The organism is Pantoea conspicua (genome assembly GCF_002095315.1).
Taxonomy (GTDB): Bacteria; Pseudomonadota; Gammaproteobacteria; order Enterobacterales; family Enterobacteriaceae; genus Pantoea; species Pantoea conspicua.
The window spans coordinates 39877-57663 of sequence record NZ_MLFN01000128.1 but is presented as its reverse complement, the minus strand read 5'-3'; the positions used below and the strand labels follow the sequence as shown (position 1 = coordinate 57663).

Sequence of the window (17787 nt, the reverse complement as noted above, 5' to 3'; positions counted from 1 at the left end):
TGACCTCATTTGTAGGTTTTGTAGTTGAGTGAGGAAACCTGAATCTTTTGAATGACGCCGTTTTTAAAGAAGTAATTCATTACGGTCAGGGACAAAAGCTCGGAAAGGAAAACGCTCCACGCGGCGCCCATGATGCCGTGGCTTTGGATCAACCACCATGAGAGCGGCAAACTGATGACCATCAGACAAATGATTTTCTTCAGCAGGTAGTTAAACCCTCCTTCCTTGACCATGTAGCGATAAGCCACTGTCCCCATTGCCGAAAAGCTGGTCGCTATCGACAGCAACGTAATAAGACTTCCTGACTGTGTAAATTCCGGACCGTACAACGCAATAATGATCTGCTCGCCATACAACGAGATAACCAGCAGCATCAGCAATGAAACACCCATCACGTAACCATTGAGTCGGGCAGCCAGCCGGATGGCTACCTCGCCACGCTCTCTGAAGATTTCAGTGAAGCAGGAGGTGATCAGCGCCACCGGGATAAAAATCCAGGAGGCAGAAATGGTATTGGCGGCGGCAAACAGCCCGAGATCACGTGCCGGCGCGGTGCCCGCCAGAAACATCTGTGCTGCTTTGACCTGCACGGAAATAAAGATGCTGGAGATCGCCAGCGGCAGACCGGCATACATCAGGTAACGCAGATAAGCCGTGCGCTTTTCACGCGGCGGCATTTGATCCTGATGTTCCTGATAAAAGTTGTGACGTTTGATCAGATAAGGCACCAGCGTCACCGCCACAATCGACAACGTCAGCCACAGCGGATTGAGCCGCAGCCAGGCGACGGTGAAGCTGATAGCGAAACTCAGCAGCATACCGACCGCATTGGCGAGGGTATTCAGCCGCGAAGCGAGACGCGCATTGTTATAAACGCTGAACGTATCCTGGGTGACGAAAACCGAGGCAACAAATGAGGCCAGTGCAAATGCCAGGAAATTTTCCTGCATGTTGTACCAGACCCAGATTAAGACTGGCACCGAGGTGAGCAGCAATAACACCATCCGCAGGGTGCGCGCGATGGTCATCAGGCGTAAGCCTTTCGACGCATTTTTACTGACGCGCTTAAACAGAATGGTTTCGGTGCCAAAGATTGCCACGGTTTGCACCATCGCAAATAGTGAGGTTGAAAACGCCATCTGGCCAAACACCGTTGGGCCAAAGGATTTTGCCACGTAAGAAGTCACAAAGATGACGCCAAATACGGAGATGATCTTCTCAGACATCATCCAGGCGGCATTCGACATTACGCTCAATTTCATCGACTCTTCCTTAGTATTACTCAACTACAACCGCTTCGGTACAACATCCCTGTAACGAATAAATAAGCGCTCAGTGGGCCTGGCAAAAATGTAAGACTTCAAACCAAGCTGGTCCGAAAATTGAGAATCAAATCATGATCCGGAGAATGAATTCAGGATAATTCTTATTATTTCTGGCGCGAATCACTTCTGTTGAAAACGATTTCAGGCTGAAAATAGTGCAATCTTCAAAAGACATAACTGCTGAATTAATCAAGGCGGTTATGCTAAATATCCAATGTACGTAGAATTTTTTCGTATTTGGGATGCGATGAATTTATAACAAAAAACCGCCACCAGGAAGGCGCGCCCCCCGGATCGGAATAAAATAAGATTTATCCCATGATGATATTTATTCTAAATATCTTAATTTAACCTTCGCAATTCAATACGCACACTTTAATACTGCATTAATAGAAACTTACAGTGCCAGGAATTATTAAAGTCATTCTCATCCATTAATCGATAAGAAAGGTAAGAGCATTTATGAGAAAGTCACGATACAGCGAAGATCAAATCACAAATGCCATTAAAGCTTCTGAATCGGGCGTAAAAGTCAGAGAGATTTGTGAAGAGCTAGGCATCTCTGAAGCAACATTCTACAGCTGGAAGAAGAAGTTTTCTGGGTTGTCTTCAGAAGAAGGCAGAAAAATCAAAGAGCTGGAGGAAAAACTGCAGAATCTTACTCGTGAGCTGCAAATCCTGAACTCTGACAAGGAGATGCTGCAAAGCGTACTGAAGAACTTCTTTACCACGAATGAAAAAACGCCAGGCGGTCAACTTTCTGCAGAGTACTTTTGACATTGGCACCCGTCGCAGCTGCCGTTTATTAGATATCAGCCGCAGTGTATATCACTATCCGTCAGGCACCGAGAATCGCTAAACCCAATGCTACCGCGCTTTTTAGACTTAACGCTGAGATTTGTTCTTACCAGAAGAGATGAAGATCATTTAACAGGACAATTGCGGCACCCTTTTCCGCTCCATTTATAACTAATGAATGGCTTCACAGCTAAGCTTCTTTTTTTGCGGTAAAATTGATTCACAACAGCAAAAGTCTCGCACTCCACGCCCCTTTCCCCTCTCCCAATCTCGTTTCGACGGGATTGGGATCTCCTTTTCTTTAGGTAAGTCTGGCTAATCATCGGAACTGAATTCACCCCATTCCGTTAAGCCACTTTAAACATCGCCTCAGAAAGAGTCATGTCACCTTTAAGTTAATGATGGATCTAATCGACATTTTTGCGGTTACGCTTTAATTAGTGAGTAGTCTGATTTGGTAAACTTTCTCCAGGATTAATCCAGGATAAATAGTTTATTGCTCCTTATCACTAATGTTATGCAGCGATGCATTTCCTCATCGCAAAGCGCATCAATGATGCCAAACATTAACCTTTAAATAAAAACGCAGCGGCGGAATTTTCTTACTCTTTAATCAATGAATGAAGTTAATGGTGGTTTTTAGCCCCCATTCATCAGGGCCAGAGAGCAATTACAGTGCGCCGACAAAAGCATAATTGCTCTGATTCGCCTGGAATCCGCCTGATGAGTGGATGATTTTCAATCAACGTCGCGGCGTTAAACCGGTAAAAGGACCGGATTCTCTCTCTGACTGACTTTTTTTTTGCCTGGTCTGACCGTCTGAGAAACCGGATGAGGGGAATAGCGCGGGGTCAACCTGGCGTATGAAATCGATTACGCGCCGGAAAAGCGCGCAAAAGGGCCAGAGTCGGGATGCGACTTAATCTTAAAAAGCCGCGTGGGCCGCTAACCGCGCGATACGGGAAAAAGGATTAGCGGGAAACATTACTCCTTAATCGCCACAACCTGCGGCTGCGGTTTTATCCGCATCGCCCACAGTACGCCCGCCATCAGAAAAATAATGCCGGTTACCGTAAGCAGCGGCGGCCAGCTTTGATGCCAGAGGAAAGTCCATAAAAGGCCAAAGAGGATTTCAAAAACGATCAGCGGCCCCATCAGGACAGTGGGCAAACGCTGGCTGGCTGCATTCCAGCACAGTGTACCCAGCCAGGAGCAGAGCAGGCCAATCGCCAGCATTAACGGAATGAACACCTGAGGATGCGGCCCAAACGGCAGCGCGAATGCGGGCTGTTGCCAGGCGAGCTGGATGCTGACCAGCGCATAGAGAATTAACGCCATCGGAGCGTGACCAGCCCTTGCGCCGTCGCCCAGGTTGAGGGTCGGAGTTCAGGATGGGTGCGCAGCCAGCGCGCGTTACGCAGCGGATACCAGGTCCAGCACACCACCGCCAGCATCGCCAGCCCGATACCGGTGAGGTAACGGCTGAGATCCAGCGTCGCGCCCTGGCTGCGTAATTCTGCGGCATTCACACACAGCAGCCCGGCCGCCATCATGATCAAAGCAGGAAAGAGTCGCCGCCACGGCAGCCGCCCTTCAAGATGTCCGTAACAGAGGTTGGCGGTGACCGCGATCACCACCGGCAGCGTCCCGATGATCATGGTTGAGACCGGCGCGCCGGTGCGCTGGATCGCATTGGCGAGAAAGGCGTAATAAAGAAGGTTTCCCACCAGCGAGAGTTTTACCGCCTCGCGCCAGGCCGCCGGTGCCAGCTGCCGCAGTCGGCGACGATCGTGCCAGGCCAGCGGCAGCGCAATCAGACCAAAGGCGACATAGCGGCCAGCCGATTGCAATGCGCCGGGATAGTCAGGCACCAGCAAGGGACCAACAAAAATCAGTCCCCACATCAGACCTGCAGTAACAGCAAACAGTACGCCAGCGAGCATGATTTCTTTCCTTAATAACTTTTTGGCGCAGTGTGACGAAATGAGGCGGGAAAGGCTTGTAGCAGATTGCGATTATCAGGGCTGCTGTACCTGTTTCTGATAACGCACCGGGGTAATGCCATAGCGGTTGGCGAACGCGCGGGTCAGATGCGCCTGATCGGTGAGTCCTACCGCAGCCGCCACGCTGGCCGCGCGCTCCCCCTGCGCCAGCCGTAGCTTGGCGTCATACAGCCGGAATGCCATCAGCATCTGATGGGGTGTCACATGATAGTACTGGCGGAAAGCGCGTAAGAAATGCCAGGGCGATAACGATACCAGCGCGGCCAGTTCCTCCAGCCGTACCGGTTCTGCCAGATTAGCCCGCAGATAATCGCGCACTGGTTCGAAACGATGCTGCGCCTGCCGCGGCTGCGGCGATGACATCCGCGCCAGTGGCCGCATCTGCGACAGCAGTTCCAACAGCAATCCCTGGCGTGCCAGCGCCGTGTCCGCCTGCCACAGCGCCGCCAGGGTCTGTGACAACGGCTGCGCCACACGGGGATCGGTCAGCAGCGCATCATTAAACCACCAGCCGCGGTCGCCGGTCAGCTCATCCATTAATTGCGGCTGAATATAGATCATCTGATAACGCCAGCCTTCGGTACATGCCGACTCACCGGTATGCAGTTCGTCCGGGTTCATCATCACCAGCGAATCTTTTGGCGCGGTGTATTGGGTGCCGCGATAGCGAAAGCGCTGAGCGCCCGCTTCAATAGTGCCGATACCAAAGGCTTCATGGGTATGCGGTTCAAAGGCGTAGCGTGAGATGTGCGCCTGATAGAGCTCCACGCCGGGTAACTCCGACAACTGCTGAAACTGCGCGCGATCTTTCTCACAGGGAAAAATAGCCGGAACGCCCTCCACATCACTCTCCTCAACTCACCAATATGTGGTTTAGCATGCCTCTGATGGGCGATAAAATGCAAAACATTGCTATCCGACCTGCGCCAGGCAACACTGTTTTTTTCACTCCCCAGGATAAAGCATGGCACAGCGAGTGGTATTGGTTATCGATATGCAAAATGGCGTGTTCGCTACGCCCCGTTTTGACCGGCCAGGCCGGGTGGCGCAGATAAACCGCCTGACTGAACGCGCCGACGTCACGGTGTTTATTCAGCACACCGAAGAAGAGAGCCTGCCTGAAGGCAGCGAAGCCTTTGCGCTGTTGCCCGACATCCGGCAGCCTGCCGGCGCCTGCTTTATCACTAAAACCGCCTGCGATAGCTTCTGGCAAACCGGCCTGGCGGCACTGCTTGAGACGCTGGCGGTAGAGGAATTTGTAGTGTGCGGCTGTGCCACGGACTACTGCCTGGATACCACGATTAAAGTCGGGGCCAGTGCGGGCTATCGCATCACCGTGGCGTCGGATGCGCATACCACCGCCGACCGCCGCTGGGCGAGCGCCGAACAGCTGATAGGTCAGCATAATGAGGTGTGGTCATCGCTGCTGATACCTGGCAACGTGCCGCGCGTACTGAGCTGCGACGCAATACTGGCCGAATGGTCGTCAGACGTCTGAGTTGTAATGGGTGAGTTCTGAGTTCTGAGTTCTGAGTTCTGAGTTCTGAGTTCTGAGTTCTGAGTTCTGAGTTCTGAGTTCTGAGTTCTGAGTTCTGAGTTCTGACAGGATTTCCTGTTTCAGCCGTTACGGACATAAAAAAAGGCCCGGTATGCCGGGCCTGATTGCAACTGATGTCACGCGATGACAGGGATCAGAACGGAATATCGTCGTCAAAATCCATTGGCGGTTCGTTGTTGTTGCTGGCCGGTGCGCTTTGTGGCTGCTGCTGCGGGCGAGACTGCGCGCCGCCGCTGAACTGATTGTTGCTGCCCTGCGGCTGCTGCGGCTGACCCCAGCCATTGTTGTTGCCGCCGCCCTGCGCGCCGCCTGCCGGTGCACCAGCATTACCGCCCTGCTGACGGCCGCCCAGCATCTGCATGGTACCGCCGACGTTAACCACCACTTCCGTGGTGTAACGTTCCTGGCCGCCCTGGTCCTGCCATTTGCGGGTACGCAGCTGACCTTCGATATAGACCTGAGAACCTTTACGCAGATACTCGCCCGCCACTTCGGCCAGCTTGCCAAACAACACCACACGGTGCCATTCAGTGATCTCTTTGTTTTCACCGGTCTGCTTGTCGCGCCAGCTTTCCGACGTAGCCAGCGTAATGTTGGCAACAGCGCCACCATTTGGCATATAACGTACTTCCGGATCCTGACCCAGATTCCCGACAAGAATCACTTTGTTAACGCCACGACTGGCCATGTTGCTGTCTCCCGATGAGTTAATGCATACAGTCTAATCCATCAATTCTAACACGTCCTGCTGTCTGTTTCCCACTTTAGAGCGGGGTTCCGATTTTAATCCTCCCGCCCCAAAAGGCAAAGAGTACTGGATATTTATTCAGTCTATTTTTTGTGCCATAATGACACGTTTATTCTGGCCGTGTCGGCAAGGCGCGGTGAGTGCTGCTAATCCGGGAAAGGTGAATGGATAAGATCGAAGTTCGTGGTGCCCGCACCCATAATTTGAAAAACATCAACCTGACCATCCCACGCGACAAACTCATTGTGGTTACCGGCCTCTCTGGCTCCGGTAAATCCTCACTGGCGTTTGATACGCTGTATGCGGAAGGTCAGCGCCGCTATGTGGAGTCGCTCTCTGCGTATGCGCGCCAGTTTCTTTCGCTAATGGAGAAACCGGACGTCGATCATATCGAAGGTTTGTCGCCCGCCATCTCCATTGAGCAGAAATCAACCTCACATAACCCGCGATCAACGGTGGGAACCATCACCGAGATCCACGACTATCTGCGCCTGCTGTTTGCCCGCGTCGGTGAGCCACGCTGCCCGGACCACGATGTGCCGCTGGCGGCGCAGACCGTCAGCCAGATGGTCGATCAGGTGCTCTCCCAGCCGGAAGGCCGCCGCTTAATGCTGCTGGCACCGGTGGTGAAAGACCGTAAAGGCGAGCACACCAAAACGCTGGAGAATCTGGCGTCGCAGGGCTACATCCGGGCGCGTATCGACGGGGAAGTGTGCGATCTCTCCGATCCGCCGAAGCTTGAGCTGCAGAAGAAGCACACCATTGAGGTGGTCATCGATCGCTTTAAGGTGCGCGCCGATCTGGCCACCCGTCTGGCCGAGTCGTTTGAAACCACACTGGATCTCTCCGGCGGCACGGCGATCGTGGCGGATATGGATGATAGCGCGGCCGAAGAGTTGCTGTTCTCCGCCAACTTTGCCTGCCCGATTTGTGGCTACAGCATGAGTGAACTGGAACCGCGCCTGTTCTCGTTTAACAACCCGGCGGGCGCCTGCCCGACCTGTGACGGACTGGGCGTGCAGCAATATTTTGACCCGGACCGCGTGGTGCAGAATCCCGAACTCTCGCTGGCGGGCGGCGCGATTCGCGGCTGGGATCGCCGCAACTTCTACTATTTCCAGATGCTGCGCTCGCTGGCGGAACATCTCGATTTTGATATCGAAGCTTCGTTCGGCAGCCTGCCAGATAATGTTCAGAAAGTGATTCTTTACGGTTCAGGTAAAGAGAGCATTGAGTTTAAGTACATCAACGATCGCGGTGATACCTCTGTGCGTCGCCATCCGTTTGAAGGCGTACTGAACAACATGGAACGCCGTTACAAAGAGACCGAGTCATCAGCGGTGCGCGAAGAGCTGGCGAAATTTATCAGCAACCGCGCCTGTGCCACCTGCGAAGGAACACGTCTGCGCCGTGAAGCGCGCCACGTCTTCGTGGAAAACACCACGCTGCCGACCATCTCTGAGATGAGTATCGGCCACGCGATGTCGTTCTTTGAAAACCTGAAACTCAGTGGTCAGCGAGCACAAATTGCCGAAAAAGTGCTGAAAGAGATCAGCGATCGTCTGAGCTTCCTGGTGAATGTTGGCCTGAACTACCTGTCGATGTCACGTTCTGCGGAAACCCTTTCCGGTGGTGAAGCGCAGCGTATCCGTCTGGCCAGCCAGATCGGTGCCGGTCTGGTGGGCGTTATGTACGTGCTGGATGAGCCCTCTATCGGCCTGCACCAGCGTGATAACGAGCGGTTGCTCGGTACACTGATTCACCTGCGCGATCTCGGTAACACGGTGATCGTGGTTGAGCATGATGAAGATGCGATTCGCGCGGCTGACCATGTGATCGATATCGGCCCTGGTGCCGGCGTGCATGGCGGCCAGGTGGTCGCAGAAGGCACCGTGGATGAGATCATGGCGCAGGAAGCGTCGCTGACCGGTCAGTTCCTCAGCGGCAAGCGTGAGATCGCCGTACCGCCGCAGCGGGTCAAAGGCGATCCGGCCAAAGTGCTGAAGGTGACCGGCGCCCGCGGTAACAACCTCAAGGATGTGACGCTGACACTGCCGGTGGGTCTGTTTACCTGCATCACCGGCGTGTCAGGTTCAGGTAAATCGACGCTGATCAACGATACCCTGTTCCCGATTGCCCAGCGTGCCCTGAACGGCGCGACTATCGCGGAGCCAGCAGCCTATCGCGAAGTGACCGGCCTGGAGCATTTCGATAAGGTGATCGACATCGACCAGAGCCCGATTGGCCGTACACCGCGATCCAACCCGGCCACCTACACCGGCATTTTCACCCCGGTGCGTGAACTGTTTGCCGGCGTGCCGGAAGCGCGTTCGCGCGGCTACAATCCGGGCCGTTTCAGTTTTAACGTGCGCGGCGGACGCTGTGAAGCCTGTCAGGGCGATGGCGTGCTGAAAGTCGAAATGCACTTTTTGCCGGACATTTATGTGCCGTGCGATCAGTGCAAAGGCAAACGCTATAACCGCGAAACGCTGGAAGTAAAGTACAAAGGCAAGAGCATCCACGAAGTGCTGGAGATGACCATTGAAGAAGCGCGTGAGTTCTTTGATGTGGTACCGGCGCTGGCGCGTAAGTTGCAGACACTGATCGATGTCGGCCTCTCTTACATTCGCCTCGGCCAGTCAGCAACCACCCTTTCCGGCGGTGAAGCACAGCGCGTTAAGCTGGCGCGTGAGCTGTCGAAGCGCGGTACTGGTCAGACGCTCTATATCCTGGATGAGCCGACCACCGGTCTGCACTTTGCCGATATCCAGCAGCTGCTGGAAGTGCTGCATCAGCTGCGCGACCAGGGCAATACCATCGTGGTGATTGAGCACAACCTTGACGTGATCAAGACCGCCGACTGGATTGTCGATCTCGGTCCGGAAGGCGGCAGCGGTGGCGGCGAGATACTGGTTGCCGGCACACCAGAAACGGTGGCGGAGTGTGAACAATCACACACGGCTCGCTTCCTCAAACCGTTGCTGAACAAGTAATCCTCAGGCCCGCCGCGTGCGGGCCTTTTTTTTCTGCTGCTCATTCAGCCAGAGAAATGCAGGATCAGGCAAGATTCAGACATCTATAGGCATATACGCTTTCCGCTACGCTGACTATCCTTAATCGGTTCCTCTCTGGCACGCCCTGCGCGTCGCCCTGTTTTCGCCGCAGCCGTTCGCTGCCGCGCTTCAACGAAAAACACTCACGACACATCGAAACTGGAGACACCATGAATATTACGCATGCGTATGCTGCTCAGGATGCAAAATCCAAACTGGCACCGTTCGATTATCAGCCGCGTGAGCTTCGCGCTCATGACGTACAGCTTGAGGTCCTGTTCTGTGGCGTCTGCCACTCAGACCTGCATCAGGCACGTAATGAGTGGAAGAACACCATTTTCCCGGTTGTGCCTGGCCATGAAATCGTCGGTCGCGTCACCGCCGTGGGTCCGCAGACCCAGAAATACAAAGTCGGCGATCTGGTCGGCGTAGGCTGCATGGTTGACTCCTGCCGCAGCTGTCCCAGCTGTCAGGAAGGTTTAGAGCAGTATTGCGAAAACGGCTTTGTCGGCACTTATAACGGCGAAGATCGCGAAACCGGCGCGATTACCTACGGCGGCTACTCAACCGCGATGGTCGTCGATGAGAGCTTTGTGCTGCGCATTCCTGAAAATCTGGAGCTGGCTGGCGTTGCCCCGCTGCTGTGTGCCGGTATCACCACTTACTCTCCACTGCGTCACTGGAATGTCGGTCCCGGCAAAAAAGTGGGTATCGTAGGGCTGGGCGGTCTCGGCCATATGGGCGTTAAAATTGCCCATGCGATGGGCGCGCATGTGGTGCTGTTCACCACCTCGCCATCTAAAATTGAGGACGGTAAACGTCTGGGTGCCGATGAAGTGGTGATTTCGAAAGATCCGGAGCAGATGGCACAGCACACCAACAGCTTCGACTTCATTCTGAATACCGTGGCGGCGCAGCACGATCTTAACCCGTTCATCACCCTGCTGAAGCGCGATGGCAACATGACGCTGGTCGGCGCACCGGAACATGATCACCCGGCACCGCAGGTGTTTAACCTGATCTTTAAGCGTCGCAGCATTGCCGGTTCACTGATTGGCGGCATCGCGGAAACGCAGGAGATGCTCGATTTCTGTGGTCAGCACGGCATCACCTCGGACATTGAACTGATCGCGATGGATCAGATCAATGAAGCCTACGAGCGTATGCTGAAGAGTGATGTGAAATATCGCTTCGTAATCGATATCAACACGTTACGTAATCAGTCTGCCGCGTAAACGCGATTCCCGCTCGCCCTCTTCCTGCCGGAAGAGGGTTTTTATTACCGCTTATTTGGCGGTGGCAACCTGATCAAATGAGGCATCAACCAGATAATAGATCTGCGAATCTTTTAGCGAGCCATCCAGAAACAGGGTGCTCCAGTGTGATTTGTTAAGATGTTCGCTGGGAAAAATATCGTTATGTTCTTCGCGCAGCAGTTCCGCCAGCGCTGGCGTCGATTTCAGCGAGACCGCGGGCCGGCCTTTTACCTCATGCACCATCGCAAACAACACGCCGTTGCTTTTAATCTGGGTCGCTTTCCAGTCACTGTGGACGCTCTGTTCCGCGCCCGGCTTGCTCATGCAGTAGGTCAGTAAGTCTGAATTAGTCATTAGATTCCCCTTGTAAAGTGGCGACAATCCGCCGCGCACCGCCATCAATGCGGTGTTCGCCCAGCCAGATCCCCTGCCAGGTGCCGAGCACCAGACGTCCGCGCTGAACCGGTAACAGTAATGATACCCCTAAGGTCGACGATTTAATGTGCGCGGGCATATCGTCACGCCCTTCGTAGTCGTGCTGATAAGGCGCATCTTCCGGAACGTGCCGCATGAAGTGCTGCTCCATATCGCTGCGCACCGTCGGGTCGCAATTCTCGTTTAAGGTTAACGAAGCCGAGGTGTGCTGCAACAGCAGATGCAACAGGCCAGTGTTGATGTTACGCAGTGCGGAAAGCGCATCGACGATCTCATCGGTGACCAGATGAAATCCGCGTGGTTTCGCGCTAAGCGTCAGAATTTGTTGATGCCACATAATTTTTCCTGAAACGATGACCCCGTTTAAGTGTGCAGCATGTCGGCAAAAGGTAAACCCTGAGGACAAATAAAAAACCGTCGGAAAGAGTGGTAGTGATCGTCAGTTGAGCGACAGGTGGTAATGCAGTCTGGTGCCGCTCCGGGGCTGGCGGTCCTCGCGCCGCTGCGCGGTTCCTTCACTTCATTCCTCTGCCTGACGGACCGGCGGGGATGGCACATCCTGTGCCGCCCCGCCTTTCGCCCGCGTCCTGCGGGCTCTCCTGGCAGACTCATTCTGTTCAGCGCTGCGGATTGCCGCCCCTGATCGGCCCCAGCCTGCTCTGAAACTTCAGTGCGTGCAATTTAAAGGGCACGAGAGCAGAGCCGCTCAGGCCCGCACTGCGGCCCGCTCGCCCAAAAAAAAGCTGCCACGCTTGACCGTGGCAGCCTTTGCAAATCTAACCTTCACTGACCAGCATTACGGACAGGGTCGGCGGTTTTTTGCAGAACAGAGCGGCCGTTACATCACCGCGGCAAAGGCTTCCGCCACCTGATGCACATTCCTGCTGTTCAGGCCGGCAACACACATCCGGCCGCTGCCGACCAGATAGATGCCGAACTCATTGCGCAGGCGATCAACCTGCTGCGCGCTCAGGCCGGTATAGCTGAACATGCCGCGCTGTTTCAGCAGGTAGTCAAAGTTTTTACCCGGCAGTGCGGTGCTCAGCACATCCACCAGCGACTGACGCATGGCCAGAATGCGCAGGCGCATCGCTTCCACTTCCGCCAGCCAGTTCGCTTTCAGGGCATCATCGTTCAGCACCCGCGCCACCACCTGCGCACCGAAATTTGGTGGGCTGGAGTAGTTGCGGCGTACGGTAGCTTTCAGCTGGCCCAGCACCCGAGCCGACTCTTCGGCGCTGTCGCAGACGATCGACAGTCCACCAACGCGTTCGCCGTAGAGGGAGAAGATTTTGGAGAAGGAGTTGCTGACCAGCGCAGGCAGTCCCGCTGCCGCTACCGCGCGCAGGGCATACGCATCCTGTTCCATACCCGCACCGAAGCCCTGATAGGCGATGTCGAGGAACGGAATCAGCTGCTGTGCCTTCAGTACCTCAACGGTCTGATCCCACTGCGCATCAGTCAGATCGGCACCGGTCGGGTTATGGCAGCACGGATGCAGCAAGACGATGCTCTGCGCGGGCAACGCTTTCAGCGCGCTGATGAAGGCGTCAAACCGCACGCCGTGGGTCTCCGCGTCATACCACGGATAGCTATTTACCTCGAAACCGGCACCATTAAAAATCGCGATGTGGTTTTCCCAGGTCGGATCGCTGACCCAGACCGCAGACTGCGGGAAATAGCGCTTCAGGAAATCTGCACCGACTTTCAGCGCGCCAGAGCCGCCCAGCGTCTGAATAGAGGCGATCCGGCCCGCCTGCAGCATCGGATGGTCGGCACCAAACAGTAACGGCGCAATCGCGCTGCGGTAGTTGTTCAGCCCTTCCATAGGCAGATAGAGCGATGCCTGATGCGGCTCAGCATAGAGTTGCTCTTCGGCAGCCGCTACAGCCTTCAGCTGTGGGATGATGTTCTGTTCGTCGTAATAGAGCCCGATACTAAGGTTCACTTTGTGTTCGCGTGGGTCCTGTTTAAAGGCTTCCATCAACGACAGAATCGGATCGCCAGCATAGGCATCAACGTTTTGAAACACGGTGTAGGTCTCCATGAGTGGTCTTCGGGTAACAGTGTGTCATTAAACCAGATAGCGTCCTGGACGGTGGTTCATCGCGATAATCAGGTTCAGGATAATCGCACCGCCAATCGAGGCGAGCAGAATCGGCACGCTCACCACAAACAGTGACGCCAGCACTACGCAGGTATCCACCGCCATTTGCAGCTTGCCGGCGCGAATACCAAAGCGATCCTGTAGCCACAGCGCCAGAATATTGATGCCGCCCAGGCTGGCTTTGTGACGAAACAACACTATAAACCCGATCCCCATGATGACGTTACCGAACAATGTCGCATAAAACGGATCGAGGGCGGAAAAATGAACGAACAGCGGATGCAGGTGGGTAAACAGTGATACCAGCCCGACGGCGCAGAAGGTTTTCAGAGTAAATTCCCAGCCCATGCGTTTTACCGCCAGCCAGTAGAACGGAATATTGATCAGAAAGAAGGCACTGCCGAAAGATAGCGGCGACAAATAGCTGATCAGGAACGCGATGCCTGCGGTACTGCCGGTCAGCGCGCCTGCCTGTTTCAGCATAATAACGCCGAACGAGACCATCAGTGTGCCAAGCACAATCGCCAGCGCATCTTCAATACGTGAGTGGGGAATGCGGGAAGGTTCTGCAACGTTATCCATAGGGTTATCTCAATGCAAATGATGCGGTTCAGATGCAAAAAACGCACCATACCGGTGGCATGAAGCGGCCACCGGCAGGGTGCCAGCGATTATCCCATTGATATCTAAGGCGCTTTATTGCAGGGTTTGATGCAAAAGTTAACGGATAAACCATCAACTCATGCACAAATATCTGTTCTGGTGCGCGTTCTTTGCATTATTAGCCGCAATTTTGCACCAAAACAGCACAGTACGCACCTTTTTAGCGCGCCTTGTGCTCAGAAATCATCATCAGCCCGTTTTCTTTCAGTCGTCCCAGCACCACCGAAGTTTTAACGTGGGACACACTTTGATGACCCGCCACCAGCTGGCTGATCAACGCGCTGAGTGAATTGAGATCGGCCACCGCCACTTTCAACAAATAATCGGCATCGCCGGTGGTTTTGTAGGCATCAACAATCGCCTCTTCCTGCTCCACCATCCGATGAAAACTGTCGACATATTCGGCAGTGTGATTTATCAGCCGCACCTCAATTAACCCGACCATTCCCAGTCCAATCGCATCCGGCGACAGCCGGGCGTGATAGCCAAGAATCAGATTGGCCTGTTCGAGATTGATCCGGCGGCGTGAGCATTGCGACGCCGACAGGCCGACCAAATCACTCAACTCCTGATTGGTCAGGCGGCCGTTGGATTGTAATAAAGTCAGGAGTTTAAGATCGTAATCGTCTACGTGAGTCATTCCGTTTCCACAGCGTTATTGGCATCGCTTTGTTACAGATAACCCGATAATCGGCGGGGTTGTCCAACACTATTTTCTGATGATGGGGGCTGTCATGCACAGATCGTGCATGACAGCACAAAGATGAGACTATTCGTCGTCGTATTGCGGACCAGCGTAGTTATCGAAACGCGACCACTGTCCGTTAAAGGTCAGGCGCACCGTGCCGATGGGGCCGTTACGCTGTTTACCGAGGATGATCTCGGCGATCCCTTTAAGATCGCTGTTTTCGTGATAGACCTCATCGCGATAGATAAACATGATCAGGTCCGCATCCTGCTCGATCGAGCCGGATTCACGCAGATCCGAGTTGACCGGTCGCTTATCAGCACGCTGCTCCAGCGAGCGGTTCAGCTGCGACAGCGCGACGACCGGCACATTCAGCTCTTTGGCCAGGGCTTTCAGCGAGCGCGAGATCTCGGCGATCTCCAGCGTACGGTTGTCCGATAAGGAAGGCACACGCATCAGCTGCAGGTAGTCGATCATGATCATGCTTAATCCCCCGTTTTCACGGTAGATGCGGCGGGCACGCGAGCGCACTTCGGTCGGCGTCAGACCCGAAGAGTCATCGATGAACATGTTCTTCTTCTCCAGCAGGATACCCATGGTACCGGAGATACGCGCCCAGTCCTCATCATCCAGCTGGCCGGTACGAATACGGGTCTGATCCACCCGCGACAATGAGGCCAGCATACGCATCATGATCTGCTCGCTGGGCATTTCGAGGCTGAATATCAGCACCGGTTTATCCTGCAGCATGGCGGCGTTTTCGCACAGGTTCATCGCGAAGGTGGTTTTACCCATTGAGGGACGCGCCGCGACGATAATCAGATCCGAGCGCTGCAGACCGGCGGTTTTCTTGTTCAGATCCTGATAACCGGTATCGACGCCGGTGACGCCATCGTGCGGCGTCTGATAAAGCGATTCGATACGTGAAACAGTCGCCTCAAGGATCTGCTCGATGTTTTTCGGGCCGACATCCTTATTGGCGCGCGCTTCGGCAATTTTAAATACGTTCGATTCGGCGAAATCCAGCAGCTCTTCACTGTTGCGGCCCTGCGGATCGTAACCCGCATCAGCAATCTGGTTGGCGACCGAAATCATCTCACGTACTACTGCACGTTCACGCACGATGTCGGCATAGGCGCCGATGTTCGCTGCGCTGGGGGTGTTTTTCGCCAGCTCAGCAAGGTAGGCAAAGCCGCCAGCCATCTCCAGCTCGCCGCGGGTTTCCAGCGACTCAGAAAGCGTGATTAGGTCGATTGGCTTGCTGTTTTCCAGCAGCCGCTGCATCTCGGAAAAAATCAGCCGGTGCGAGCGGTTGAAGAAATCACCAGCAACCACACGCTCGGAGACGTTGTCCCAGCGCTCATTATCCAGCATTAACCCACCGAGCACCGATTGCTCCGCTTCCAGCGAATGCGGGGGCATTTTCACGCCTTCCAGCTGGCGATCCTGCGTTTCGTTCGATTTGTTGGTGGGTTTATTTCCTGCCATAGTGAATGCATTACCGATCTTCTGTGGGGACGCGCAAGTATACCTCAGTTGGGGTGCGCGCCTCACCCTCATGATGAAACAATCACAGGAGTAAGCATGGCAAAGCGTATTCAGTTCAACGCGCACGGCGGTCCGGAAGTTCTGCAGTGGGCTGATTTTGAACTTGCCGACCCTGCCGGAAATGAAGTTCAGGTAGAAAATCGCGCCATCGGCATTAACTACATCGATATTTATCTGCGCAGCGGGCTCTATCCGGTCGGCGATTTCCCCTCGGGTCTCGGCACCGAAGCGGCTGGTGTGGTGACGCGGGTAGGCCATGACGTCACCCTGTTTAAACCGGGCGATCGGGTCGTCTATTGCCAGGCCGCCCCTGGCGCCTACAGTGAAGAGCATAACGTGGCAGAAGATCGCCTGATGCATCTGCCGGACGCGATCAGCTTTGAGCAGGGCGCGGCCAGTTTCCTTAAAGGGCTGACCACCCAGTATCTGCTACGCCAGACCTATAAAGTCAAAGCGGACGAAACCTTTCTGTTTCACGCCGCCGCGGGCGGTGTCGGCCTGATCGCCTGCCAGTGGGCCAAAGCGTTGGGTGCGCACCTGATTGGTACCGTGGGCTCGGCAGAAAAGGCGGCGCTGGCCAAAAATGCCGGGGCCTGGGCCACCATTAACTATCGCGAAGAGAATATTGCCCAGCGCGTCAGTGAACTCACTCAGGGGAAAAAAGTCGGCGTAGTCTATGACTCGGTCGGGAAAGATACCTGGGAAGCATCGCTGGACTCACTGCGCCGCCACGGTCTGATGGTCAGTTTTGGCAACGCTTCCGGCCCGGTGACCGGCGTCGATTTGGGCATACTGAATAAGAAAGGCTCGCTGTTTGTAACCCGCCCTTCATTGTTCGGTTACATCACGAATCGTCAGGAGCTGGAAACCGCCAGTGCCGAGCTTTTTTCACTGCTGGCCAGCGGCGCCATCAAGGTAGAGGTGCCAGAACAGCAGAAGTTTGCGTTGAAGGAGGCGGGTAAAGCGCATCAGATGCTGGAAAGTCGTGCCACCCAGGGATCGAGCCTGCTGATCCCCTGACAGGCAGCAAATCGTAATAAACAAAAAGGGCTTCCCGCAGGAAGCCCTTCTCTATTTTTTTATTTTCGTTCGCGCTGGTGTAGGGACAGCGGCGATGAATGCGTTTCGACTCAACGGCGACTATCCTGCCAGAAAACATAAGTAAAAAATATGTTTAATTGCAGATAAGGTCTGAGCAAAGCTTCACTCTGTGATCATCCCCGCATTTATCGCCAGCCTTTTTTATCTAACTTATTGATCTTACGCTTTAGTTTACGCCATTCGCGTGTATTGCGATCGCCGAAAAAAGCGCGATGCAGCCAGACTGCGACCACCGCCAGCACCAGCCATGGCAACACTTTGATAACAATTGCAAACAGCCCGCCAACGAACATCACCAGGGTGGCGACCACCAGCGCAGCCAGCACGCCGAGCAGTGACACTCCCGTTACTAACAGCATCAGGAAAAAACCCAATACAAACAAAATTTCCACGTTAGCGCTCCTTATTGAGACTCGTTGTGACGATCTTTACAAGAAACGTGCCAACCTGTAAGTGATTGTTTTACGCGGCTACAGCACAGATAACAAACTTATTATTCGTCAA

The 17787-nt window shown here is 54.4% G+C and carries 15 protein-coding genes and 1 pseudogene; 5 read left to right on the top strand and 11 right to left on the bottom strand.

What is annotated here, in order from left to right:
• Nucleotides 1–5: 5 nt before the first annotated feature.
• Complete coding sequence (locus tag HA41_RS19735) at nucleotides 6–1262, bottom strand: oligosaccharide flippase family protein (protein WP_094122157.1); 1257 nt, start codon at nucleotides 1260–1262, stop codon at nucleotides 6–8.
• Nucleotides 1263–1787: 525 nt separating this feature from the next.
• Here HA41_RS19735 and HA41_RS19730 point away from each other — a divergent pair.
• Nucleotides 1788–2102: a transposase gene (locus HA41_RS19730; RefSeq protein ID WP_143807387.1), complete on the top strand. Its 315-nt coding sequence runs from the start codon at nucleotides 1788–1790 to the stop codon at nucleotides 2100–2102.
• Nucleotides 2103–3107: 1005 nt separating this feature from the next.
• Here HA41_RS19730 and HA41_RS19725 read toward each other — a convergent pair.
• Together HA41_RS19725 and HA41_RS19720 are read right to left on the bottom strand one after the other, a co-directional pair.
• Nucleotides 3108–4066 (bottom strand): annotated as a pseudogene (locus HA41_RS19725) (DMT family transporter).
• Nucleotides 4067–4141: 75 nt separating this feature from the next.
• Nucleotides 4142–4969, bottom strand: a complete 828-nt coding sequence (locus HA41_RS19720) for an AraC family transcriptional regulator (RefSeq protein WP_094122156.1) — start codon at nucleotides 4967–4969, stop codon at nucleotides 4142–4144.
• Nucleotides 4970–5090: 121 nt separating this feature from the next.
• Between HA41_RS19720 and HA41_RS19715 the strand changes: the two genes are divergently transcribed.
• Nucleotides 5091–5624, top strand: coding sequence for an isochorismatase family protein (locus HA41_RS19715; protein WP_094122155.1), 534 nt, complete (start codon nucleotides 5091–5093; stop codon nucleotides 5622–5624).
• A gap of 193 nt (nucleotides 5625–5817) precedes the next feature.
• On the opposite strand, the gene ssb1 is transcribed toward HA41_RS19715, so the two are convergent.
• Entirely contained in the window at nucleotides 5818–6372 is a 555-nt protein-coding gene (gene ssb1 / locus HA41_RS19710; RefSeq protein ID WP_094122154.1) for a single-stranded DNA-binding protein SSB1, read from the bottom strand.
• Between the two features lie 224 nt (nucleotides 6373–6596).
• On the opposite strand from ssb1, the gene uvrA reads away from it, so the two are divergent.
• Together uvrA and HA41_RS19700 are read left to right on the top strand one after the other, a co-directional pair.
• On the top strand, nucleotides 6597–9425 hold the full coding sequence (gene uvrA, locus HA41_RS19705; RefSeq protein WP_094122153.1) for an excinuclease ABC subunit UvrA: 2829 nt from the start codon (nucleotides 6597–6599) through the stop codon (nucleotides 9423–9425).
• A gap of 230 nt (nucleotides 9426–9655) precedes the next feature.
• The gene (locus tag HA41_RS19700) at nucleotides 9656–10720 is read left to right on the top strand and encodes an NAD(P)-dependent alcohol dehydrogenase (RefSeq protein WP_094122152.1); all 1065 of its coding nucleotides are present in this window, start codon (nucleotides 9656–9658) and stop codon (nucleotides 10718–10720) included.
• A gap of 51 nt (nucleotides 10721–10771) precedes the next feature.
• On the opposite strand, the gene HA41_RS19695 is transcribed toward HA41_RS19700, so the two are convergent.
• From HA41_RS19695 to dnaB, 6 genes are all read right to left on the bottom strand, one after another.
• On the bottom strand, nucleotides 10772–11095 hold the full coding sequence (locus tag HA41_RS19695; protein WP_094122151.1) for an MmcQ/YjbR family DNA-binding protein: 324 nt from the start codon (nucleotides 11093–11095) through the stop codon (nucleotides 10772–10774).
• On the bottom strand, nucleotides 11088–11513 hold the full coding sequence (locus tag HA41_RS19690) for a secondary thiamine-phosphate synthase enzyme YjbQ (RefSeq protein WP_094122150.1): 426 nt from the start codon (nucleotides 11511–11513) through the stop codon (nucleotides 11088–11090). Before HA41_RS19690 ends, HA41_RS19695 begins: the two co-directional genes overlap by 8 nt.
• A gap of 501 nt (nucleotides 11514–12014) precedes the next feature.
• Nucleotides 12015–13208: an amino acid aminotransferase gene (locus HA41_RS19680; RefSeq protein WP_143807393.1), complete on the bottom strand. Its 1194-nt coding sequence runs from the start codon at nucleotides 13206–13208 to the stop codon at nucleotides 12015–12017.
• Nucleotides 13209–13250: 42 nt separating this feature from the next.
• The gene (locus HA41_RS19675; protein WP_094122148.1) at nucleotides 13251–13865 is read right to left on the bottom strand and encodes a YitT family protein; all 615 of its coding nucleotides are present in this window, start codon (nucleotides 13863–13865) and stop codon (nucleotides 13251–13253) included.
• Between the two features lie 241 nt (nucleotides 13866–14106).
• The gene (locus HA41_RS19670) at nucleotides 14107–14586 is read right to left on the bottom strand and encodes an Lrp/AsnC family transcriptional regulator (RefSeq protein WP_094122147.1); all 480 of its coding nucleotides are present in this window, start codon (nucleotides 14584–14586) and stop codon (nucleotides 14107–14109) included.
• Nucleotides 14587–14715: 129 nt separating this feature from the next.
• A complete protein-coding gene (dnaB, locus tag HA41_RS19665) occupies nucleotides 14716–16122 on the bottom strand; it encodes a replicative DNA helicase (RefSeq protein WP_094122146.1) in 1407 nt (468 codons plus the stop codon).
• 96 nt (nucleotides 16123–16218) lie between these two features.
• On the opposite strand from dnaB, the gene HA41_RS19660 reads away from it, so the two are divergent.
• Complete coding sequence (locus HA41_RS19660) at nucleotides 16219–17202, top strand: quinone oxidoreductase (RefSeq protein WP_094122145.1); 984 nt, start codon at nucleotides 16219–16221, stop codon at nucleotides 17200–17202.
• 206 nt (nucleotides 17203–17408) lie between these two features.
• On the opposite strand, the gene pspG is transcribed toward HA41_RS19660, so the two are convergent.
• The gene (gene pspG / locus HA41_RS19655; protein WP_094122144.1) at nucleotides 17409–17675 is read right to left on the bottom strand and encodes an envelope stress response protein PspG; all 267 of its coding nucleotides are present in this window, start codon (nucleotides 17673–17675) and stop codon (nucleotides 17409–17411) included.
• Between the last annotated feature and the right edge of the window lie 112 nt (nucleotides 17676–17787).